The 20,300-nt window shown below is 56.2% G+C and carries 21 protein-coding genes and 1 tRNA gene; 13 read left to right on the top strand and 9 right to left on the bottom strand.

Features of this window, described 5'->3' with window-relative positions; genetic code table 11:
• The first annotated feature begins 137 nt into the window (after window positions 1–137).
• Genes JX360_RS10420 through JX360_RS10410 form a run of 3 tightly spaced genes read left to right on the top strand, consistent with a single transcriptional unit; the run spans window position 138 to window position 2,326 of the window.
• Window positions 138–1,262, top strand: coding sequence for a ring-opening amidohydrolase (locus JX360_RS10420; RefSeq protein ID WP_244350599.1), 1,125 nt, complete (start codon window positions 138–140; stop codon window positions 1,260–1,262).
• Window positions 1,263–1,316: 54 nt separating this feature from the next.
• Window positions 1,317–1,745, top strand: coding sequence for a GlcG/HbpS family heme-binding protein (locus tag JX360_RS10415; protein ID WP_244350598.1), 429 nt, complete (start codon window positions 1,317–1,319; stop codon window positions 1,743–1,745).
• A 5-nt stretch (window positions 1,746–1,750) separates the two neighbouring features.
• Window positions 1,751–2,326, top strand: a complete 576-nt coding sequence (locus tag JX360_RS10410) for an orotate phosphoribosyltransferase (protein ID WP_244350597.1) — start codon at window positions 1,751–1,753, stop codon at window positions 2,324–2,326.
• An 81-nt stretch (window positions 2,327–2,407) separates the two neighbouring features.
• On the opposite strand, the gene JX360_RS10405 is transcribed toward JX360_RS10410, so the two are convergent.
• The 3 genes from JX360_RS10405 to JX360_RS10395 all read right to left on the bottom strand — a co-directional run bounded on the left by JX360_RS10405 (window position 2,408) and on the right by JX360_RS10395 (window position 5,518).
• On the bottom strand, window positions 2,408–3,469 hold the full coding sequence (locus JX360_RS10405) for an isopenicillin N synthase family dioxygenase (protein ID WP_244350596.1): 1,062 nt from the start codon (window positions 3,467–3,469) through the stop codon (window positions 2,408–2,410).
• A 141-nt stretch (window positions 3,470–3,610) separates the two neighbouring features.
• Window positions 3,611–4,381, bottom strand: a complete 771-nt coding sequence (locus JX360_RS10400; RefSeq protein WP_244350595.1) for an SDR family NAD(P)-dependent oxidoreductase — start codon at window positions 4,379–4,381, stop codon at window positions 3,611–3,613.
• Between the two features lie 90 nt (window positions 4,382–4,471).
• Window positions 4,472–5,518, bottom strand: coding sequence for a 2,5-dihydroxypyridine 5,6-dioxygenase NicX family protein (locus tag JX360_RS10395; RefSeq protein ID WP_244350594.1), 1,047 nt, complete (start codon window positions 5,516–5,518; stop codon window positions 4,472–4,474).
• Between the two features lie 139 nt (window positions 5,519–5,657).
• Between JX360_RS10395 and JX360_RS10390 the strand changes: the two genes are divergently transcribed.
• The 6 genes from JX360_RS10390 (at window position 5,658) to JX360_RS10365 (ending at window position 11,768) form a co-directional block, all read left to right on the top strand.
• Window positions 5,658–6,695, top strand: a complete 1,038-nt coding sequence (locus tag JX360_RS10390; RefSeq protein WP_244350593.1) for an ABC transporter substrate-binding protein — start codon at window positions 5,658–5,660, stop codon at window positions 6,693–6,695.
• The gene (locus JX360_RS10385) at window positions 6,692–8,218 is read left to right on the top strand and encodes an amidohydrolase family protein (protein ID WP_244350592.1); all 1,527 of its coding nucleotides are present in this window, start codon (window positions 6,692–6,694) and stop codon (window positions 8,216–8,218) included. Before JX360_RS10390 ends, JX360_RS10385 begins: the two co-directional genes overlap by 4 nt.
• Window positions 8,215–9,036 carry an ABC transporter ATP-binding protein gene (locus JX360_RS10380; protein ID WP_244350591.1) on the top strand — a complete coding sequence of 274 codons (822 nt, stop codon included), beginning with the start codon at window positions 8,215–8,217 and terminating at the stop codon, window positions 9,034–9,036. The genes JX360_RS10385 and JX360_RS10380 overlap by 4 nt, the downstream gene beginning before the upstream one ends.
• 99 nt (window positions 9,037–9,135) lie before the next feature.
• On the top strand, window positions 9,136–9,948 hold the full coding sequence (locus tag JX360_RS10375; RefSeq protein ID WP_244350590.1) for an ABC transporter permease: 813 nt from the start codon (window positions 9,136–9,138) through the stop codon (window positions 9,946–9,948).
• On the top strand, window positions 9,945–10,757 hold the full coding sequence (locus tag JX360_RS10370; protein ID WP_244350589.1) for an ABC transporter permease: 813 nt from the start codon (window positions 9,945–9,947) through the stop codon (window positions 10,755–10,757). Before JX360_RS10375 ends, JX360_RS10370 begins: the two co-directional genes overlap by 4 nt.
• A gap of 324 nt (window positions 10,758–11,081) precedes the next feature.
• Window positions 11,082–11,768 (top strand): GntR family transcriptional regulator, encoded by a 687-nt coding sequence (locus tag JX360_RS10365; RefSeq protein ID WP_244350588.1) that lies wholly within the window; start codon window positions 11,082–11,084, stop codon window positions 11,766–11,768.
• 101 nt (window positions 11,769–11,869) lie between these two features.
• Here the strand turns inward: JX360_RS10365 and JX360_RS10360 are convergent, their stop codons facing one another.
• Window positions 11,870–12,982 (bottom strand): aromatic ring-hydroxylating oxygenase subunit alpha, encoded by a 1,113-nt coding sequence (locus JX360_RS10360; protein ID WP_244350587.1) that lies wholly within the window; start codon window positions 12,980–12,982, stop codon window positions 11,870–11,872.
• A gap of 240 nt (window positions 12,983–13,222) precedes the next feature.
• On the opposite strand from JX360_RS10360, the gene JX360_RS10355 reads away from it, so the two are divergent.
• Window positions 13,223–13,759, top strand: a complete 537-nt coding sequence (locus tag JX360_RS10355; protein ID WP_244350586.1) for a hypothetical protein — start codon at window positions 13,223–13,225, stop codon at window positions 13,757–13,759.
• Here JX360_RS10355 and JX360_RS10350 read toward each other — a convergent pair.
• On the bottom strand, window positions 13,756–14,742 hold the full coding sequence (locus tag JX360_RS10350; RefSeq protein ID WP_244350585.1) for an ABC transporter permease: 987 nt from the start codon (window positions 14,740–14,742) through the stop codon (window positions 13,756–13,758). The genes JX360_RS10355 and JX360_RS10350 overlap by 4 nt on opposite strands.
• 171 nt (window positions 14,743–14,913) lie before the next feature.
• On the opposite strand from JX360_RS10350, the gene JX360_RS10345 reads away from it, so the two are divergent.
• From JX360_RS10345 to JX360_RS10335, 3 genes are all read left to right on the top strand, one after another.
• Window positions 14,914–14,985: transfer RNA gene (locus JX360_RS10345), tRNA-Cys, on the top strand.
• A gap of 59 nt (window positions 14,986–15,044) precedes the next feature.
• Window positions 15,045–16,205, top strand: a complete 1,161-nt coding sequence (locus JX360_RS10340) for a pyridoxal-phosphate-dependent aminotransferase family protein (protein ID WP_244350584.1) — start codon at window positions 15,045–15,047, stop codon at window positions 16,203–16,205.
• Between the two features lie 139 nt (window positions 16,206–16,344).
• Window positions 16,345–17,013, top strand: coding sequence for a PHP domain-containing protein (locus tag JX360_RS10335; protein ID WP_244350583.1), 669 nt, complete (start codon window positions 16,345–16,347; stop codon window positions 17,011–17,013).
• Between the two features lie 24 nt (window positions 17,014–17,037).
• Here the strand turns inward: JX360_RS10335 and JX360_RS10330 are convergent, their stop codons facing one another.
• From JX360_RS10330 to JX360_RS10315, 4 genes are all read right to left on the bottom strand, one after another.
• Window positions 17,038–18,360, bottom strand: coding sequence for a dihydroorotase (locus JX360_RS10330; protein ID WP_244350582.1), 1,323 nt, complete (start codon window positions 18,358–18,360; stop codon window positions 17,038–17,040).
• Between the two features lie 58 nt (window positions 18,361–18,418).
• The gene (locus tag JX360_RS10325; protein ID WP_244350581.1) at window positions 18,419–18,811 is read right to left on the bottom strand and encodes a cupin domain-containing protein; all 393 of its coding nucleotides are present in this window, start codon (window positions 18,809–18,811) and stop codon (window positions 18,419–18,421) included.
• 68 nt (window positions 18,812–18,879) lie between these two features.
• Entirely contained in the window at window positions 18,880–19,722 is an 843-nt protein-coding gene (locus JX360_RS10320) for a prepilin peptidase (protein WP_244350580.1), read from the bottom strand.
• Between the two features lie 83 nt (window positions 19,723–19,805).
• On the bottom strand, window positions 19,806–20,006 hold the full coding sequence (locus JX360_RS10315) for a hypothetical protein (RefSeq protein ID WP_244350579.1): 201 nt from the start codon (window positions 20,004–20,006) through the stop codon (window positions 19,806–19,808).
• Window positions 20,007–20,300: the final 294 nt, after the last annotated feature.

The following is a 20,300-nucleotide window of genomic DNA, read 5'->3' as shown; positions in this document are numbered from 1 at the left end:
TTGGCTTAGTGAGCAGTCAAGGGGGGCTTTCCCCCAAAGGCTATTGTCGGGAACTCGCAGCAGGTCTCAAAAAATTCTCAAAAAATCATATATTCTATAAAGTCGAAGATCCCCATCCTGAACGGAGTGGAAAGCTTATGGTGCCGATCGGAGAGCCAGATTGGATCGATGTCGAGGTGTTTCGCCTGCCGATGTCCTCGCCTGATGATGTAACAGGTCTCCAAGCACTGCTTCAGGAAGGCCAACTCAAAGCCGAGGAGATCCAAGCTATCATTGCCCAGACGGAAGGCACAGGCTATGCCCGGGGTTACGCCGCTCTGTGTATGCAGCTGGTGTTGGCACAGTCTCTAGGGATCTCTACAGAAGAGGTGTTTGAGCGGATCCCGTTGATGATGATCGGTCTTTGTGGCGGTCTGATGAGTCCCCACTACACTATCTTTACTAGGCGGACTGTCTTACCTCCTCAGGATCCCCCTTCTGGGAAGAGGCTAGCCATTGGGGTGGCCAATACTCCCAAACTGTTGCCCGAGGACTATGGCCGCACCACTCAGGTGGAAAAAGTCGCGATGGCCGTACAGGAGGCCATCCAGAAGGCGGGTATTTCAGATTTGGAGGATGTGCATTGTGTGGAAGTCAAATGTCCGGCCATGACACCCGCCCGGATGGCAGATGCTCAAGCGCGGGGACAATCTTTGGTCAGCACTAACCTTGGGCAAGCCTCCTCCTTTTCCAAGGCCGCCTGTGCCTTGGGGGTGGGGGTGGCCTTGGGAGAAATCCCCGCCGAGCGCATCAGTGATGCCGCCATCAACCGCGATTTTAACCTCTACACCACCCGAGGTTCAGTATCGGCAGGCGGGGAGCAGTCGGCTTGTCGAGTCCTTGTGATCGGCAATTCGTCTCACTCCATTAGTCCCTATCGCATCGGACATGGGGTCATGCAAGATCAGCTCGATACGTCCGGGATCCACACTGCTCTGAAAGGAGCTGGGCTAGAGACCTTTCCGCTGACACCAGAGGAGCAGAAGCGCATTGCTCAGGTGTTCGTCAATTGTGGGGCCGATGCAGTCACGTCAGTGCGGGGCCGACGGCACACCATCCACAGCGACTTTTTAGCAGGCTATGCGGGCATCATGGCTAAAGCAGTGGCCAATGCGGTGGTGGCCTCCGTTGTAGGGGATCCCATGATTCTCGCCTCAGCAGGATTTGAACATCAGGGCCCACCAGGGAGTAATCTGGTGGCGGCTATCGCACGGGTGCACTGAAGACAATCGAGATGCAAAGAAAGTGAACGATGAAACATTTGGGGTGAGGGGGAGATGTATCTTTGCCAAAAGACGGAGCTGACCTGTGAGGGGGCCCTAGTAGTACTCAACGGGGCCATCGCCAAAGCCAAAGCCATGGGGGTACCCCAATGTATTGCCGTGGTGGATCCGGCGGGCAATCTACTAGCCTATGCGCGTATGGATGGGGCCAAGGTACTGAGCCAGCTATCCTCAACCCAAAAGGCGGTAACAGCAGCCTCATCACGGGGGGCAACGGGGTTGGTGCCTGCTGATCTGGAGCTGAAGCTGGGCTTGGTAACTGGTGGACAACTAACCAACTTGAAGGGTGGGTTGCCCATTGTGGTTCAGGGGCAGGTGATTGGCGCCGTCGGGGTGGGATCCGGCACTGGCGATCAAGATGTCGAGGTAGGGCAGGCTGGGATTGATGCTTTGATGCAGGCGCTTAAACATCAGGAGAACTAGAGATCTTGTCTGTCTTGTCTGACACAGCAGCGTTATTGGCGTGGGTAGAGCGTTCGGGGGCCCTGCAAAAGGGGCACTTCAAGCTGGCCAGCGGCCTTCATGCTAGCCGCTTTTTTCGCTGCATCAAGCTGTTTCAGGATCCCAACGCCTGTGAGGCCCTTTTTGTAGAGCTGGCTTGTCGGTTCCAGGCTCAAAGCCCTGATGTGGTGATGGGAGCCAATGAAGCAGGCAGTATTTTGGCCTTTGAGCTCGCCAGACGGTTAGGGGCTGAAGTCGCTATTGCCCGCCAAAGCCAAGACGAGCAGCGTTACCGGCTGATCGAGGGATTTGAACTAGTCCCTGGCGCTCGAGTTCTAGTAGTCGATGACATTACCACAACAGGGGGAACTGCCAAGCAATTGGTAGAGATTGTGCGGCAAGCTAATGGGATCCCTGTGGGAGTGGGGTTAGTCGCCACCAAGGGGATCTTTGCCATCGACCTAGGATGCCCCACAGAGGTGCTCCTTGAGCTTCAGGGCATGGATGCCGTGGATCCTCAGGATTGTCCCCTCTGTCAACAAGGGATCCCGTTGAGTGGGTAGATATAGAAGGTGTACAGTGTTGTTTCAAGATCGCTTGAAAGTGAACTGATCACGGGAACCCCATCCGTGAAGATCAGGGGCTTAGACCAAGCTGGTGGATTCCTTTTGAAAGCCCTCCTCTCCTTGCCAGCCTGAGGTGTAAACCCCCAAGATGTAGTCCCCCACATGGGTGGCGGGGTAGCGAGCGGGAACCGTTGCCGACTGGCAGGTGGGAATACACTCCACCACAGCGTCGTAGTCAGGATTGACGAAAAAGGGTACCGAGATGCGATTTTGGTTGGCTCGGTTAATGACGCGATGAGGGGTTGAAGTAAACCGGTCGTTTGTCCAGCGGGCCATCATATCCCCAATGTTGATCAAATAGGTGTCTGGAATGGGGGGAGCACTGACCCATTCCCCCGAGCGATGCCCCACCTCGAGGCCACCGGTTTCGTCCTGCATCAGAATGGTGAAGGCACCTGTATCGGAATGGGGATGCACCCCAAAGTAGTCTCCCAACGTTTCCGGGGGCTGGGGCGGGTAGTGCATCAGACTGAGCTGAGTGAGGGGTTTTTGAAAAAAGGGTCGAAAGAAATAGCGGTCTACCCCTAACGCCAAGGCAAACCCCTGGGCAATACGATCAGCCAGCTCGTGCATGGCAGCTTGGTAAGTCAATAGGGTTTCACGAAATCCTGGCAGGTTCTCGGGCCACTTGTTGGGGGCATGCAAAGGTTTGCCCGCCCTCACATCGGGATCCTCAGGCCCCAGATCCAGTTGCATCTTGAAGCCCTCAAAAAAGTCCCCTTTGCCATTGGCATAGCCTTTACTTTGTAGAGCCAGATAACCCCGGTAATGATCGCGGGTGGCGGGAATCTTCAGCTTCTCTTCCAGGGGGAGAGCAAAAAACCGCTTGGCTTCGACAAATACCTGCTCCCGCAAATCTTGAGGAACCCCGTGATTGACCACATAGAAAAAACCAATCTCCTGGCAGGCTCGACCGATAGCCTGGGCAACGGCCTGTCCCGAGTCCGGCTCATCCGTAAATCCCAACGCTCCAATATCAATGACTGGAATCTCTGGAGCTTGTAACGTTGCGTCAGGGTCGCGCCCACCCCACCCCTGGCGAGGTTGAGGCCGTGAATGGGGATCTTGAACGGCAACCATGCCACCTCCTACCGCCTCAGACAAGTTACACAAACCACAAAATCGCATAACATATACGATTTATTGCCTTGACCATAAACAACCTCCTTGAGTAGGACTGTATTGGCAGCTACCGATACGGGATCTTGCAGGATCTACAACTCACAACAGCCCCAAGCCCTGGCCCCCGTCCACCGACAACACAGCTCCGGTGGTGTAGGTCGAGGCCTCACTGAGCAAAAAAAGGACTGTTGAGGCGACATCATCAGCTGAGCCAGCCCGAGGTAGGGGCAACTTGCCCAAGAAGTGCTCCTTCACGACTGGGTCTAAATCTGCGTTGATCGGGGTCTCAATGAAGCCAGGGCAAATGCAGTTGATCCGAATCCCCTGTTTGCCATAGTCGATTGCCATTTGACGGGTGAGGTTGACCACTCCCGCCTTAGCTGCACAGTAGGCGGCCTTCTGGGGCATGGCGTAAAGGCCGAGAGTGCCAGCAATGGTGACGATGGCCCCGCCCCCTCGCCTGATTAGCGCTGGGATCCCCGCTTTGCAGGTAAGAAACACCCCCGTCAAATCCACCCGCAGCGTCTCCTGCCACAGATCAAAGGATGTTTCCAAAACGCTACCCATGGGGCTGATGCCTGCCGCACAGACGATCCAGTCGAGACCCCCAAAGGTATCTTCTAGCTGAGCGACAGCACCTTCCACCTGCTCCGGGATCCCCACATCCATCGGCAACGGGATCCCATGTCCCCCGGCATCCTGCAATCGGTGAAGGGTCTGCTGGATCCCTTGGGTTGAGCGCCCGGCCACCCCCACCTTGACTCCACGAGCGGCTAAGCGCAGGGCCACAGCTTGACCAATGCCAGAACTAGCACCCGTGACCAGAACTACTTTGTGGGAAAAGCACTCAGGATCTACCGACATTGACATGGCACTCCCAGATATTGGCTGGAGATCATCTGAATCCTTTGTACTTATCGTCTCAGTACCACCTACCGAAACCACCTTCTAAACCACCTTTTAGTGTCCTGGCACTCCCATCTCACGGCAGAGGGCAGCCAGGTCAGGATGGACGAAAAGGCCATTCTTGGCCAACGGGATCCCGTCCACCCAACTGCTCACCTGCAGGGCAGTAACATCAAAATGCCCCGCTGCGGGACGATCGACCCAAGCGCCCCAACCACAGTTAAAACAGCCAAAAGCTCTCTCGTCTTCAGTGATACGGCCCGTAGGTTGCATGATACCAGGGTTGAAACCGTAGGAGGTATGGGCAATTTTATAGAGGGTGGGATCTGCCAGTTTATCGATCCACTTCTGGAGAAGCTGCGCTTCCCGTCCTCCCTCGATCTGAGTGATAGTACCCGCCTCTACCGTGAGAATAACCCTATCAGTTAAGATGCCCACCTCCTCAGGAGGATAGAGGATGCCGTCCGCCACAAAACGACCCTGCATGGTTTGTGCCACTGGCGACCACGACACCTGCCCAGCCAACATGATGGGAATGTGCTTGGGGTTGGCCTTCATCCTAAACGCACCGATGGGAACTCCCTCGTTGCTGAAATGGAGGTCTGTGCCCAATTCTGTGGTGAGGTGAAAGTCACGGCTGTTGGTGAGTAGATCGATTAAGCAGTCCCCAAAGGTCTCTAGAAGCGGCACCTTCACCCGCCCAAAACAGCGCACAAGGCCGTCCACATCCATATCCCCAAAGGCGCAGTATTGCACTCCCGCAGCCACTGCCCGCTGCCAAGCGTGGGTGTACATAATGTAGGCGTGACTGTATTCGATCCAAATATCGGCAGAGGCTAGGGCCGCTGCTACGGAAGCAGGAGGCTCCGATTGGGGCTTGGCGGCGGTGGGATAGGTCATAACCACTGGGATCCCACCAGCGGCAAAACAAGCCTGAGCTGTAGCCTGCACTACGCGAGCATCACTGAGGGTATCGGCAGTGATTAAGACCTCTTGGCCGGGTTGAATCTCCAGCACTTCTTCAGCAAGGCGACGGGCCGCAGCCGCTAGCTCAAAAGCGTAGTACTCCGACCGCGATTCGGTCATCAGCGACAGCTTCATGGTGCTCCTGGCCACATTCAGAGGCCTGATATTATTTCATATATTATTTGGGCCACTTTCTGGCTAAAGGGTAACCGCAGATACGAAAGGTTCTTAATCTTCTTGGGAGAGTCATACTCAACCGTTGATCCTGAAACCTATGTTCAAGCGTCGGCAGTTTCTTCAAGGGGGCATGTTTGCAGGGGGCGCTGTGTTGTCACTGTCGTCAGCTTCTCGGCTCCTGTCCCGAACCGCCCAGGCCCAGAGTTTCGAGTCGGTAGATTTTCAGTTGGGCTGGGTCAAGAGCGTCCAGTTTGGGGGGCACTTTGCCGCCATCGAAAACGGCTATTTTGCCGAGGAAGGCATCGAAGCCGATTTCAAAACCGGCGGCCCCAATATTGATCCCATCAGTCTGGTGGCCAGTGGTCAGGTGATGCTGGGGGATGCCGGCAGCAACGACATCATCATTGCCCGGGCCCAGGGCACCCCCATTAAGGCGTTTGCCTGCATTTTTCAAAAAACCCCATTTGCCCTGATGAGTCTGAAGAAGTCCCCCATTCTCTCTGTGCCTGAAATGGCAGGCAAGACCATTGCCATTCCGGATTTTTCGCGTCCCCCGATCATTGCCCTGTTGCAGAAAAACGGTCTGTCGGAGTCAGATGTCACTTTCGTGCCGGTGGGGACAGATCCGGCTATCTTGGCCACCGGGCAGGTGGATGGCTACTTCGGCTATGCCACCAACCAGGGCATCATTCTGCAGGAACGGGGGGTCGAGATTGAGATCGCCTACACCTATGATCTTGGCCTTGTGGAGTATGGCAACGCCTTCTTCACCACCGACAAGGTGCTAGAAACCCAGTCGGATCTGTTGGTGCGTTGGTTACGGGCGGATATCAAAGGTTGGCAGTTTGCCGTGGAGAACCCCGAGGAGACAGCTCGGTTGATGGTAGATACCTATGGGCAGCGGGGGCTGGATCTAGAGGCTCAAATTGCTGAAGCCAAGGCTCAAGTGGAGCTGATCGCCGGTGGGTTGGCGGAAGAACGGGGCCTGTGCTGGATCAGCGAGGAGGTGTTCGCCCAGAGCATTGACCTGCTAGCCAACGACTTTGCGGCCATCGAGAGTGCTCTCGAGCCGTCGGATGTGATGACGGCAGCGATTTTGGAGGCCGCCTATCAAGGAGCCACCCGCATCTCATGAGTGAGTCAGTTGTCAGTAGTATCGCTGTGGAGCGGGTTTTAACCCACCCTGGGGTGCAGCCCGCCCGTCATTCGCTGCGATTGAGCTGGTGGCATGGCCAGATTACAGCCTTGGATTCGGCCCTTGATGATTCTCCAGCTGTATCTAATCCTCTCGCTGGGTCGGCCACGTCGCTGCTGGCTATGCCTCCCTTAGCCAATGCCCACGATCATGGGCGGGGGTTGCCTACGCTAGCTTTTGGGGCAGTGGATCAGGCTTTAGAGCTTTGGATCCCAGCATTACGAGCCCAACCTCAGGTGGATCCCTATCTGCTGACTGCCTACGCCTTAGCTAAGCTGGCCCGCAGTGGCGTTGGCTCGGTGGTGCACTGCCACAATCCCCAAGGTTCGGATCCCGAGTCCCTGATGCAAGAGGCTAACTCGGCTTGTCGAGCTGCCCAGGAGGTTGGCCTACGGATGGCCTTTGTAGTACCCCTGAGCGACCGCAATCGTCTGGCCTATGGTGGGGATGGGCAGGTATTGGCAGGCCTGAGTGCCCAGCAGCAACAGGCCATTCGCAATATTTGGGATCAACCTCCGTTGCCTGTGGCAGAACAAGTGGCCTTGGTGCCTGCTATTGCTGCTCGCTGCGAGAGCGAACGGGTGTCGGTGCAATTTGGCCCAATTGGCCCCCAATGGTGTTCGGAGCCCTTGCTCGAGGCGGTAGCTGCCGCTTCAGCCGCCCAAAATCGTCGGGTACATATGCACCTGTTTGAGACCCGCTACCAACGAGAGTGGGCAGATGCCACCTATCCCCAGGGGTTGCTCTGCTATCTGGACAAGATTGGATTGCTCTCCCCAAGGTTGACGGTGGCCCATGGAGTTTGGCTGCGGCCCGATGAGTGGCACCTCTTGGCGGAACGAGGGGTGATCGTATCGGTGAACACCAGTTCGAATTTGCGCTTACGCTCCGGTCTGGCACCACTAGCCCCCATGCTCAAGGCTGGGATCCCGGTGGCGCTGGGGATGGACGGTATGTCGCTGGATGACGACGAGGACGCCCTGCGGGAGCTGCGGCTGACCTATGCCCTCCATGCGGGGGTGGGGCTGGATGTGGCGGTGACTCCAGCCCAGATCTTTGCTGCCTCGATGCGTCATGGGACCAGGGCAGTCACAGGCTTGACCACGGCAGGAACTCTGGAGGTGGGATCCCCGGCAGATGTGCTCTTTTTGAACTATGGATCCCTATCGGAAGATGTGTTGCCAGATATCTGTGATGAGACAGACCTGGTATTGGGGAGAGCCCGAGCTGAGCATGTGGTCGGTTTGATCATTGGGGGGCAGCCAGTCGTGCAACAGGGCCGGGTGGTTGGGGTGGATGAAGCGGCCATCCGCACGGAGCTCATCGCCCAAGCCCAAGCTGCCTCAGCTCAGGTTTATGCCCTGCAACCCTTGGTGCGTTCCTTTCAAGACCAGATTCGCCGCTTCTACGCCCAAGGCCAGCATACTCAGAGGCCGGCGGTGGCTCAGGAGGTGACCCAATGAGGGAACCTCATCTCGAGGCGCGGCAGGTCAGCCATCAATTTCGTCTTAAACCTCAGTCCATTACGGTTTTGGATCAGGTAGATCTACAGTTGCAGCGAGGGCAGTTCGGGGCGTTGATCGGCCCCAGCGGCTGCGGCAAATCCACCCTACTGCGCTTGATCGCCGATATCCTGCAACCCACTGCTGGCACCTTAACCATCGGCGGGGATCCCCCCAGCCGCGTCCGCAAGCGACATGCCATCGGCTTTGTCTTTCAGGAGGCCACCCTGCTGCCCTGGCGAACCGTGATAGACAATGTGCGGTTGCCCATCCAGATCGCTCGCAAATCTGGTTTACCCTCGGCAGCATCGCCCCAGGAGCTGATCCGGCTGGTGGGGCTGGAGGGGTTTGAGCAGGCTCTGCCCAGCCAACTGTCGGGAGGGATGCGCCAACGGGTTTCCATTGCCCGAGCTTTGGTGTTGCAGCCGGAGGTGTTGCTGCTGGATGAACCCTTTGGGGCCCTGGATGAGATCACCCGCCAGCGCATGAACCTAGAATTGTTGCGCATCTGGTCGGAGGCGGGTATCACCACTCTGTTGGTCACCCACAGCATTGCAGAAGCAGTGTTGATGGCCGATCAGATCTTTGTCATGTCAGCGCGTCCTGGACGCATCATCGAGCAAGTTCCGGTTCCACTGGCTCGTCCTCGTCACCTGGGTTTGATGCGGGAGCAGGTTTTTTTTGAAACCGAGAACCGTGTCCGTGATGCCCTATTCACTCAAGAGATAGCTCAAGAGCCCCCTAGTCTGCAGCCGAGAGCCTTACCAACTCAAGTATGAAGATATCCCAATCCTTTGAATTTGAAAGTTATCCGTGAAGACTATCTGAAGGTTGCTCGTCCTCCAAACGACCTGGAGAGTTATCGAGGATATTTCCCTATGTCCCTCAGTCTCAACTCCTGTTTGCTCCTCCACCAGCTCCTGCAAGGGGTCAGCTCACGGCTCTGGCAAGGGATCCGAGCTTATCGCTGGTCTCTGATGATTGGCCTAGGATCCCTGCTGCTCTGGCAAGCGATGGGGATGTGGGGTTGGTTGCCCATTACGGTGCCCACCCCCTGGCAAGTGGCTCTGGCTCTGAGACGATGGCATGAGGTGCTCTGGTTTCATGCGCAGGCCACAGGAGTGGCCGCGTTAGTAGGCTATGCCGCCGCCTGTGGACTGGCCTTGGGGTTGGGAATGCTGGCGGTGTTTGTGCCCCCCGCCGAAGGGCTCCTCTACAACCTGGCAGTGATCGTCTACAGCGTGCCCCTCATCGCCCTTACCCCACTGTTGGTCATCTGGCTGGGTACGGGCTCCTCAGTACGGGTGGTGATTGCAGCTATTGCCTCTTTTTTCCCGATTATGGTGGGAGCTATTCAGGGTTTCAAGGCCACCGATGAACAAGCCCAGGAGCTCTTTCAGTTGCTCTCTGCCGATCGCTGGCAGATGTTTTGCCATCTGCAATGGCCAGCAGCTCTGCCCTATCTTTTTGCAGGGCTGAAGGCAGCAGCAGCCAGTGCGGTCCTGGGGGCGATTATCTCAGAGTGGACGGGGGCTGACCGGGGGTTGGGCATGATGATGACCTTCGCCCTATTTTCCTTCGATGTGCCGCAGGTGTGGCTGACCATGCTCACCAGTGCCGCTATGGCAGTGGGCAGCTTTGCCGTGGTGTCGTTTGCCGAGCAGGTTTGCATGGGCAGGAGGCAAGCATGACAGCAAATGTCCAACCCACTCTCCGGTCAATCGTGAGATCACCTGCTTGGAGACACTGGATCCGACCCACCTTTGGGTCTTTAGCTTGGAGCGTACTGGGTGCAGTATTTTTTATCGCCCTCTGGCAGGGGATCATCCTCGCCTTTGGGATCCCGCCTTACCTAATGGCTTCTCCTCAGATGACCTGGAATGCCCTTCTGCGGGAGAAACAAGTGTTATGGCGCAATACGGGGGTCACCCTCTGGGAGATGGTGGCAGGTCTGGGAGTGGGATCCACCTTTGCCCTAGTGCTAGCGGGGCTGTGTACCCGTTCAGTGGCGGCAGAGCGCACCATCATGCCCTTTGCCATCACCTTGCGCAGCATTCCCGTTGTGGCCATAGCCCCCCTGATTACCCTGCTGGTGGGCCGCGGTCTGGGCACCAGCATTGTGGTGGCCACCATCGTCTGCTTTTTTCCCATGCTGGTGAATGCGGTGCAAGGGTTCAAAAGCACCCAACGAACGGTGCAGGAGTTATTTCATGTGTGTGGAGCGGATCCCTGGCAAATCTTTTGGTGGGCGCGGGTACCCTTTGCTCTGCCCCATCTGTTTACAGGCTTGCGGGCGGCGGCACCGGCAGCCATTTTGGGGGCCATGCTGGCGGAGTGGCTGACAGGCACCCAAGGGCTGGGCTACATGATCATTAATGCAGCTTCCCGTCGAGATCAAGGGCTCCTATGGGCGGTTGTGATCCTGAGCACACTCCTGGCACTGGGGGTGTTTTGGTTAGTGGCGACTCTGGAGCGATGGCTAACCCACTGGGCCAAGTGACCTCCTTGATGAACCGACGACGAAGAGATTTCTTGTCAAAGCCTGGCCATAGTTGTGAAGCCAATGCCTGACACAATGAAGTTGAAAGGTGCTCATTATCAAGCAAGCCTCAGCTTCAGCTAAATCCTTACTTTCCAGAAAATATTTAACCACTTTCTGTATATGATATAAGGATATAAGTTGCTCCTCATGGCCATTGATGGTTTTGTCAATACGCAATGTTTGAGGCATTGTCCCTTAGCTTGTGTAGAATCCGCCTTAAAGAGATACAGGTTCAGGTAGACAAAGGTAGACAACTAGAAAAGTGTGATTGAGGTCAACGGTTTGTCTGGCAAACTTTCCCTTGAGCATCCTGGATTTTCACTACGGACAGCCCAGGAAAATGTCACTTTATTCCTGCGGCATGCTATTGTTTCAGGGCAGCTGCCCCCTGGCACTCGCCTGATTCAGGCAGAACTAGCCTCTACTCTCAACATTAGTGTCACCCCAATTCGAGAGGCCTTACGAGAACTGGGAGCGATTGGGTTGGTAGATTTGGATCCCTTTCGAGGTGCTGTGGTTCATACCCCCACCCTGACTGAACTTGAGGAGATTTTCGAAATCCGGGCAGCTCTGTTGCCTCTTAACATCCGACAAGGGGTTTATCGTATTGAAGACAGCATGCTTGATAAGGCGGAAGAGATTCTTGACGAGATGGAAGGTGAGTCGGATCCGGCCACCTGGATCGATCTCAACCGAAAGTTTCACGAACTGCTTTACAAAGCTCACTCCAACACTAGGCTTTTCCAGATACTGCAGCAACTGGCCGACTTGGCCGATCTCTACATCAATCTTTCATTTTCTAAAAAGCCTCTGCAACGACAGTCGTCTGAGCGAGAACATCGTCAGATCCTCAGTGCGTATCGTCGTCGAAATCCTGAGCAGGCTGCTGCCATTGCTGTTGCTCACATCAACTCAACTTTAGAGGCTGCTCGGGAGGCACTGAGTGAACTGCCAAACACCAACCTCTAAGTAGTAGTAGGGCGCTGGTTTCCAATCCCAGAAGCCGCAAGCCTTCTTACGGATATTGATGGCAGTGTTCACAAGACAGCTTCCGCAGTTTTCGCTTCGGTCTACTCTTGCATCTGACGACGATACTCCCGCCCAAAGGCTTGGATCAACCCCTCCGCATGGGAGAGGGGGCCGGCTTCGTAGGCACGGGATCCCACCCCTTGTTGGGTCAGCTCACAGAGGTGCCAGTCCTGTCGGTTGGTGCGATCCCACAGTTCGATCACTTCACTCGGATCAAAGTCTGCTTGCGTCAATGTTTCCGGCTCAAACAGCCAATCACAGACAACGCGCGTCCGGGCGGATCCCTGCGGCCAAAGGGTGTGGGTCATGACATAATCCGGCTGCAAGCTCAAAAACAGGTTGGGCATGAGGGTGTAGTAGTAGGCCCGCCGTTGGTTTTCATCCCCCACAGTGGAGATTAGGGGTAAGGTGCGTTGGCCGTTCATACTCAGGCTGGTAACCCCTGGGTTGAGCAACATATACCCCCCCAAAAAAGGGCCTTCCATTAGGTCATTCCGGCCACTGCGGGCTGGGGAAAGACGGGCCAGTTCTGGGTGAATGAGGGGGCAATGGTAACACTCGGAATAGTTTTCGAACAGCAACTTCCAATTGGCCTGAATGTCGTATTCGATGCGATATCCCCGTCGCAAAGCTGACAAGTTCCATTCCCGAAAACGCCCTTGCAAGGGGGCAAAAACCTCGGCAAAGGGTTGGGGATTGCGGCTGAGATTCACCCAGACAAAGCCTTCCCACTCCACCAGGGCAGCTGGGTGGAGAGGATAGTCTTCCCGACGAAAATCTTCCACCTCCTGCATTTGCGGGGCCGCCAGCAGCTGTCCATCCAACCCATACCGCCAGGCATGATAGGGGCACGGGATCCCATCCGAAAAATGCCCTTGCGATTCGCTACAAAGGCGCGTTCCACGGTGGCGGCAGTGATTAAAAAAGGCATGGGCCTGAGCTTGGGGATCCCGGACTAAAATTAGACTTTCACCCAGCACCTGCACCTGCAGAAAGTCTCCCGGTTGAGCAAAATCGGCGCTGCGCCCCACACAAAACCACTGGCGATAAAAAATTTGCTCAATCTCCGCCTCAAAGCGGCTGGGAGAGACATAGTAATGACCGGGTAGGGTGCGGGCACCCGCTTGAACGGTGGCGGGATAGAAGGCAGTCATGGTGGGATGTCACAGGGAGGTGTCAAAAAGGAAGGCTGGATCCCGGCAAAAAGGGGAAAGACCTGCTGTCCAACCAACTTAACTCAGGGATCCCGTCGGGTATGAACGAACCGGCTTGAGATCCTTGCTCAGTTCTCTAGCTGGGTTGATCCGGGGTCAGCCTGGCCATAAACCCTCACCCTGCCGCAACGGGTCTACTCAGGTTGGCTAAGCTAGCGAAGAAAATGTTCTCCCGAGGTCATGCGCTTCCCCCTCTCCCCGCTTATTCGCTTTGCCCTGCAAGCGCTCTATTGGGCTTTGGTGCTGCCGCTGCCCCTATTGCTCTCCCGACAGGCGGATCCGGTTTGGGTGGGATCCCTGCTGGTGACCCTGGGGATGGGGTGGGGATTGCTCCTGGGATCCCTGAGTCAGCAGGTGATTGTGGATGCTCAGGGCATGCGAGCCACCTATCCCGGTTGGGTGCCTGCTTTTTTGCGGCAAGAATGGCAAGTTCAGTGGGTAGACGTGGAACGGATGGAGCCAAGATCCACCAGTCAGGGGGGTGTGGTTTACTATTTGGTTACCCAAGCTGGGGATCGGGTACTGCTGCCGATGCGGGTGGCTCATTTTAAGCAGCTGTTGGCTGAGGTGCAGAAATACACTGGCCTGAATATGGGTACTTTAAGGCCCTATGTTCAACCCTGGATGTATGGGCTGCTGGGCCTGTTTGCGCTGCTGTTGCTGGCTTGGGATGGGGTGATCGGGATCCTGATTTGGAACAGTCCTTCTCCCCGCTAACGGCCCCGAGAACGAATCGAGCTGTGCCAGAAGGTGAGGCGTCGTTCAATTCTCAGGATCAACCCGTAGGCCAGAGTGCTAATCACCGTCGCATAGATAATGGCCGCCCAGACAATATCGAAATTAAACCGGGCCGCCTCGATCTTGATGCGAAAGCCCAGACCAACTCCCGGTGCTGCAAAAAATTCCCCCACAATCGCCCCAATCATCGCCAAGGTAATCGCCAATTTGAGGGCATTAAAGATGTAGGGTAGCGACTGTGGTAGCCGCACCTGCCGAAACACCTGCCAAGCACTGGCCCCATAGGAGCGCATCAAATCCAATTGGCTGGGATCCACCGCTCGCAACCCCCGCACTGTGTTGATCACCACCGGAAACAGCACCACCACCGTCACCACCGCCGCCTTGGAGGGCCAATCAATGCCAAATGCTCCCACCATCACCGGTGCCAAGGCTGGAATCGGAATGCTCGACAAGGCCGCCAAGTAGGGTAAGAGCCCCTGTTCGATCTTCTGAAAGCGGGCCAGCAGCACCCCCAACAACAGGCCGGATCCGACTCCGCAGCCAAACCCTACCAAAGCCTGCCGCACAAAGGTTTGCACCACATCCCGCATCAGGGCTGCCCGTGCCATCCAAACCGCTCGAATCACCCGTGTGGGCGTTGGCATCAATCCCGGCGGCACCCGGTACCCCAACAGCAACGTTTGGGTCAGCATCAAGCCCAACAGCAAAATGAGCAGTGGCGGCCCCCAGCCACGCCCGCGACGGGCCAAGCCCCAACACCCCATTCCCCCCACTGAAGTGGCCAGCAAGACCCACGGCAAAAACCAGCCCGATTCTGGCGTAGTGGCTGTATCCATCTCGCCGCTGGTGCGGAGCAAGATTAAGCCCAATCCCAAGAGACCGCAGCCATAGAGGATCCCGTCTTTCCAGATGGGGGCGATTGTGGGCAGGGTAGGTTGCGGGGAGGCAGCAGTTTGCATAACAGGAAGATCAGCAATAACTTTGATGACTCATCCTAGTCAACAGCTCCTGAAGGAGAGAATCCCCTGCTACCCTTCGCGGCTGGGCTATTGAAATGGGCTATTGAGAAAAGAGGTATTGGAACAGGGATCCCTTTTTCAGCTAGAATGTCTTCTCTGGTTGAGTGGCAGGGTGGCGTAGCCAAGTGGTAAGGCAGAGGTCTGCAAAACCTCTATTCGCCAGTTCGAATCTGGCCGCCACCTTTTAACCACCTTATAAACCTAAGTGAAACCTAAGTGGGCAGATCCCAATCGGGGCGAGCATGAAAGACAAGTTGATGTTGATGATCCCAGGCCCGACCCCCGTTCCGGAGAGCGCCCTTTTGGCTATGGCGCGTGGCCCGATCGAGCACCGCAGCAAGGATTTCACCGCCATCTTGGAAGAAGTCACCGACGGGTTGCGCTGGCTACACCAGACCACCTCCGATGTCTTTGTCTTCTCCGCCAGCGGTACCGGGGCGATGGAAGCCGGGATCCTCAACACCCTGAGCCCTGGGGAGCGGGTCTTGGTGGGGGTGAATGGCAAGTTTGGCGAGCGCTGGGCGGAGATGTCCGAGCAATTTGGCCTCAACTGCGAGCGCATTGAAACCCCCTGGGGGATCCCTTACCCCGTGGAGATTTTCCAGGAAAAGCTAGCTGCCGACCACGAGAAAACCATCAAAGCCGTTATCCTTACCCATTCCGAAACCTCCAGCGGGGTCGCCAACGATGTGCAGGCGATTGCCGCCGCTGCCCGTGCCCATGGAGAAGCGCTGGTGATCGTGGATGGGGTGACCAGTGTTGGGGCGATGCCGGTGCTGATGGATGAATGGGGCTTGGACGTGGTGGCCTCCGGATCCCAGAAGGGCTACATGATCCCGCCCGGTTTGGGGTTTGTGGCCGTTAGCGAACGGGCAATGGCAGCCTCACAGCGCTCCACCTTTCCCAAGTACTACTGGAGCTTTGAGCTGGCCCAAAAATCCCTCAAACAAGGCACAACCCCCTTCACGCCAGCGGTAAACCTGTTTTACGCCCTACAAATGACCCTGCAAATGATGCGGGCTGAGGGCCTAGAGGCGATCTACCAGCGTCATGCCAAGCTGGCTCAAGCCACCCGTGCTGGGGTTAAAGCACTGGGGTTAAAGCTCCTGGTTGAGCCGGAATCTGCCGCTAGCCCTGCTGTGACGGCTGTCATGGCCCCCGAGGGAATTAATGCCGATATGATCCGCAGCGTCTTGAAGAAGCAATTTGACTTGGCCACGGCTGCTGGACAAGACCACCTCAAGGGCAAGATCTTCCGAATTGGACATTTGGGCTTCATCAGTGACCGTGATGTGTTGATGACGATGGCCACCCTAGAGGCTGCCTTGCACACCGTAGGCTATAGCGAATTCACCCCTGGAGCAGGGACACGTGCAGCGGCTGATGTTCTGGCCCACAGCTAAGCCCTTAGACATTGAAAATGGGTAGCCTTTGACACATGGCACGGAACGATCCGCGTCGCTAAAATGGGGAGACATGCTTAATAAAACTTCAGAGGCTTGCTTCTGAGGATTTGCACCTGTTCTCTACCCAAGGGTAGTCATGGTTGTCAGTTTGGAACGGGATCCCCGTGTGGGTGCTGCGGCTGCGGAGTTGCGGCGGGTGTTGCAGGGGATTGGCCCTCTCTCCTGTCCTTTGCATTACAACTTTCACCTCCACACCCACTGTTCGGATGGTCAGATGGATCCCTTAGACCTAGCGGAGCAAGCCCGCCAACAGGGGCTGAAAGGATTGGCCATTACCGACCACCATACCCTCAAAGGCTACGAGCAAGCTCGGTCTTACCTGAATCAACCTGGGGATCCCATCCTTTGGCCTGGAATTGAGATCACCACAGAATTGCTGGGTTGTGAAGTACATATTCTCGGCTATGGGTTCGACCCCACGGACTCTACCCTGGATCCCTTTACTCGAGGGGAACGGATCCCGGAACTGCCTACTGGTGAGGCCATTCAAGCGATTCAAGCAGCTGGAGGCTTGGCGGTCTTGGCCCACCCCTTCCGCTATCTTGTGCCTGCGGAGGAAGTGGTTGCGGCGGCGGCGGAGCTGGGGGTGGATGGCCTAGAGGTGTACTATGCCTATAAAAACCCAGCGGTTTGGGTCCCTAGCCCGGAAGTGACCGACTTGGCAGAGCGGATGGCAGCCAGCTACGGCCTTCTGAAAACCTGCGGTACCGACTCCCACGGCCCTAGTATTTTGAGGCGGATTTGAGCGGGGCAGTGCCCATCTGATGATCTAGCGCTGAAACTGTAAGGCCCGACCCCGCACCATCGGATCCACCTTCCCTTCACGAAAGGCAATCTGTCCACCCACCACCGTCACCTGCGGCCAACCCACCAGTTCCCACCCCTCAAAAGGACTCCAGCCACACTTGGACAAGACCTCCTCCCGCCGCACTGGTTGGGGGGTATGCAGATCCACCAGCACCAAATCCGCATCGTACCCCACCTGCAAGCGCCCCTTATTGGGGATCCCGTATAAACGGGCCGGTGCTTCACACATCCACTGCACCACCTGGGCCAGGGTACACCGACCCTGTTGAGCTGCCGTCAGCATCAGGGGCAAAGCGGTTTCTACACCCGGCATGCCTGAGGGGGATTGCGGGTAGGGTTGGGCTTTTTCCTCTAGGGTGTGGGGGGCATGATCGGTGGCGATGCAGTCCAAAATGCCATCTCGTAAACCCTGCCACAGTTGTTCATTGTTGCTGGGATCCCGTAGGGGTGGGTTCATCTGGACAAGAGAGCCGAGGCGGGCATAGTCGGCGGTGCTGAGGAGAAGGTGTTGCGGTGTGACTTCCGCCGTTACCCAAGTGGGTTTGTGCTGCCGTAATAACTCCACTTCTAGACCAGTGGACAGATGCAAAATATGCAGGCGATGCTGGTAGCGAGTGGATAAATCCAATGCCCGTTGGCTGGCGATCAGTGCCGATTCTTCATCCTGAATTTGGGAGTGAATGGCTACATCCGTCTGTCCGGCAAAAATGGCCTGACGGGCGCGAATCCGGGTGAGATCTTCGGCATGAACCGCAATTAAAAACTTTGGATCCGTTTCAGCGAAAATACGCTCGAGGGCCGCCTGATCATCCACAAGCAAAGGGCCGTGCATGGATCCCATAAAGATCTTGATCCCACAGGCTCCCTGCACCGTTTGCAGATCCTTTAGGTTATCGACGGTAGCCCCGATAAAAAAGCCGTAATTGACTACGCATTTGCTGGCAGCACGGGCCAATTTGTCATCAAGAGCCGCTTGGTTAATCGTCAAGGGATCCGTATTGGGCATCTCCAAAAAGCTGGTTACCCCACCGCGGGCACAGGCCCAGGAGCCCGTTTGCAGATCTTCTTTGTGTTCTCGACCTGGCTCCCGAAAATGCACCTGTGGGTCAATCACCCCTGGCATCAGCGTTTTGCCCTCTGCCTCAATGACCTGTGTTATTCCTTCTGGGGCAATCGAACGATCCATTTGGGCGATGATCCCCTGCCGCACCCAGACATCTCCCCGCCAGGGATCCCCTTCTGGCACGAGAAGTTCTGCATTACGAATCAACAGATCGTCTGACAAAGCCCTATCCTCGTCTCCAGAGCGGTTTCAACATACCACCCACCTTACCCGAGAAATTTTAAGAAGTTGGCCAGTAATCCGGCACCCGCACCGCTTCATCCGCCCCAGGCCAAGGGGGCATCGTGACAATGATGAACTGCAAGGGATCCCTTCCCGTATTGCGAAATTGAAAGTGGGTACCCAAAGGAATGGACAGACTAAGCCCTGGCTGTAACGTCACAATCTGCTGCTGTTCCCCCTGTTGCCGCCACAGTTCCCCCTGTCCCGATAGCACGTACCACACCTCCTCAACGGTGCGATGGGTTACAGCCAAAGAAACGGCCCCGACCGGCAAGCAACAATGCACCATACTGCCCCCCTCAACCTGCACCAAAAAGCGAATTTCCGATTGGTCAGGAGCAATGGCATCCACAGATTCAGGAAGGGTTCGGGTTTGGAAAGGTTCTGTCATGGGTTTTGATCTTGATCCTCTTGGCTGAGTACAACCTGTAATCCGGTTGCCGTTGAAGAATTCCTTGTCTATTCCAGCAGCCCTGACCAGCGCAGGTAACCTTCCACCAACTGGGATCCCGCCAAGGCTGCCACGACCCCACCCATGGCCAGGTAGGGACCAAACGGGATCGGCTTACCCAAACGAGCCTGCCCCCGCTGCATCGCCAGACCACTACCCAACAACCCCAACAGGCAGCCCCCGAGCAGGGTCACCACCACCCCCGGCCACCCCAACCACATGCCGATCAAAGCCATCAGCTTACCATCCCCCAAGCCCATCGCTTCCCGCTTCAGCACCCAACGGGCCAAGAGACCAATGCCTTCTAGCAGCCAAATCCCCAGCACTGCCCCCGCAATCCCCTCCAACAGCGACATCCCTATAGCCGCCCCCGATCCGGATCCCTCTAGCCAAGGCAAAGCCAAGCGAGCCACAAGGCCCATTAGCAATCCCGAGCGGGTCAGTTCCTCCAACAGCAAAAAAGTATCCAAATCAATCAGGGCCAAAGCCAGTAACCAACTGAACAAAACACAGGTGAGGATCCCTTGGGGAGAAAATCCTAAAACCCCGATACTGAGGGCAAATAACCCCATCGTCAGCGCTTCCACCGCTGGATAGCGCCAGCTAATGGACACCCCACAGTGACGGCAGCGCCCCCGCAACAAAAACCAACCCAAAATGGGGATATTCTCGGTTGGCCCCAGGGGAGTTTTGCAAGCAGGGCAATGGGATCCCGGATGAATCAACGACATCCCCTTCGGCAGGCGGTAAACCACCACATTCAAAAAACTGCCGACACAAGCCCCCAACAGCAACATCGCCACCCAACCCAGCAGGCGAAACTCCCAGGAGGTAAGGAGAAGGTTGAGCATCAGCAGCTATCCGAAGAACGAGCGGATCTGTCCTGCATCCTATCCGGATCAGGAGCCCGTCAGAGAGAACCAGCAGAGGAGCCTCAGGCCACCTGTTCCAACTGCTGAATGGGGATAAAGGTTTCCTGGGGCAACAGGACAGGAAAATCTGAAAAGATCAAGTCTCCCCGCAGCGTACGGCGATGGATAACGACTCCCCGCGGCGTTTGCTCCAGCACATCCGGTCGATATTGCAGATGGAATTGATAAATCTGGCGAGCTGCTTGAACCAAAGCGCTGTCCATGAGCCGTTTCCCTACCTTGCGAAGCTCACTATTACCCTACCGACATTCCGAAGGCCCCTCTGGATCCGTAACGTTCTATCCGCAGCCCTTAGACAATTTTAGAAACGCTTAAGGTTCCTTAAAAACTAGGAAGTCCTGATGGCAAAACCGCAAGCCCCAGGCCCACCCCTTGGCGAGACGACCGAGACAGAATTCTCCAAACCGGCCCACCCGTCGGAAAGCCTGAACCCAGAATATCGCCAATACGGGCTTGTGGGTCATCTTTACCCAGTCTTAACTTTTTCCGCAGGGCTG

Source organism: Thermostichus vulcanus str. 'Rupite', assembly GCF_022848905.1.
In the GTDB taxonomy this organism is placed as follows: domain Bacteria; phylum Cyanobacteriota; class Cyanobacteriia; order Thermostichales; family Thermostichaceae; genus Thermostichus; species Thermostichus vulcanus_A.
This window is presented reverse-complemented; position numbering and strand designations above follow the sequence as displayed.

Excerpts from the sequence above, each read along its gene's own strand:
- JX360_RS10420 (WP_244350599.1), top strand. The coding sequence starts at position 138 with ATGGTGCCGATCGGAGAGCCAGATTGGATCGATGTCGAGGTGTTTCGC.
- JX360_RS10415 (WP_244350598.1), top strand. The coding sequence starts at position 1,317 with ATGTATCTTTGCCAAAAGACGGAGCTGACCTGTGAGGGGGCCCTAGTA.
- JX360_RS10405 (WP_244350596.1), bottom strand. The coding sequence starts at position 3,469 with ATGGTTGCCGTTCAAGATCCCCATTCACGGCCTCAACCTCGCCAGGGG.
- JX360_RS10400 (WP_244350595.1), bottom strand. The coding sequence starts at position 4,381 with ATGTCAATGTCGGTAGATCCTGAGTGCTTTTCCCACAAAGTAGTTCTG.
- JX360_RS10395 (WP_244350594.1), bottom strand. The coding sequence starts at position 5,518 with ATGAAGCTGTCGCTGATGACCGAATCGCGGTCGGAGTACTACGCTTTT.
- JX360_RS10390 (WP_244350593.1), top strand. The coding sequence starts at position 5,658 with ATGTTCAAGCGTCGGCAGTTTCTTCAAGGGGGCATGTTTGCAGGGGGC.
- JX360_RS10385 (WP_244350592.1), top strand. The coding sequence starts at position 6,692 with ATGAGTGAGTCAGTTGTCAGTAGTATCGCTGTGGAGCGGGTTTTAACC.
- JX360_RS10380 (WP_244350591.1), top strand. The coding sequence starts at position 8,215 with ATGAGGGAACCTCATCTCGAGGCGCGGCAGGTCAGCCATCAATTTCGT.
- JX360_RS10375 (WP_244350590.1), top strand. The coding sequence starts at position 9,136 with ATGTCCCTCAGTCTCAACTCCTGTTTGCTCCTCCACCAGCTCCTGCAA.
- JX360_RS10370 (WP_244350589.1), top strand. The coding sequence starts at position 9,945 with ATGACAGCAAATGTCCAACCCACTCTCCGGTCAATCGTGAGATCACCT.
- JX360_RS10360 (WP_244350587.1), bottom strand. The coding sequence starts at position 12,982 with ATGACTGCCTTCTATCCCGCCACCGTTCAAGCGGGTGCCCGCACCCTA.
- JX360_RS10355 (WP_244350586.1), top strand. The coding sequence starts at position 13,223 with ATGCGCTTCCCCCTCTCCCCGCTTATTCGCTTTGCCCTGCAAGCGCTC.
- JX360_RS10350 (WP_244350585.1), bottom strand. The coding sequence starts at position 14,742 with ATGCAAACTGCTGCCTCCCCGCAACCTACCCTGCCCACAATCGCCCCC.
- JX360_RS10340 (WP_244350584.1), top strand. The coding sequence starts at position 15,045 with ATGAAAGACAAGTTGATGTTGATGATCCCAGGCCCGACCCCCGTTCCG.
- JX360_RS10335 (WP_244350583.1), top strand. The coding sequence starts at position 16,345 with ATGGTTGTCAGTTTGGAACGGGATCCCCGTGTGGGTGCTGCGGCTGCG.
- JX360_RS10325 (WP_244350581.1), bottom strand. The coding sequence starts at position 18,811 with ATGACAGAACCTTTCCAAACCCGAACCCTTCCTGAATCTGTGGATGCC.
- JX360_RS10320 (WP_244350580.1), bottom strand. The coding sequence starts at position 19,722 with ATGCTCAACCTTCTCCTTACCTCCTGGGAGTTTCGCCTGCTGGGTTGG.
- JX360_RS10315 (WP_244350579.1), bottom strand. The coding sequence starts at position 20,006 with ATGGACAGCGCTTTGGTTCAAGCAGCTCGCCAGATTTATCAATTCCAT.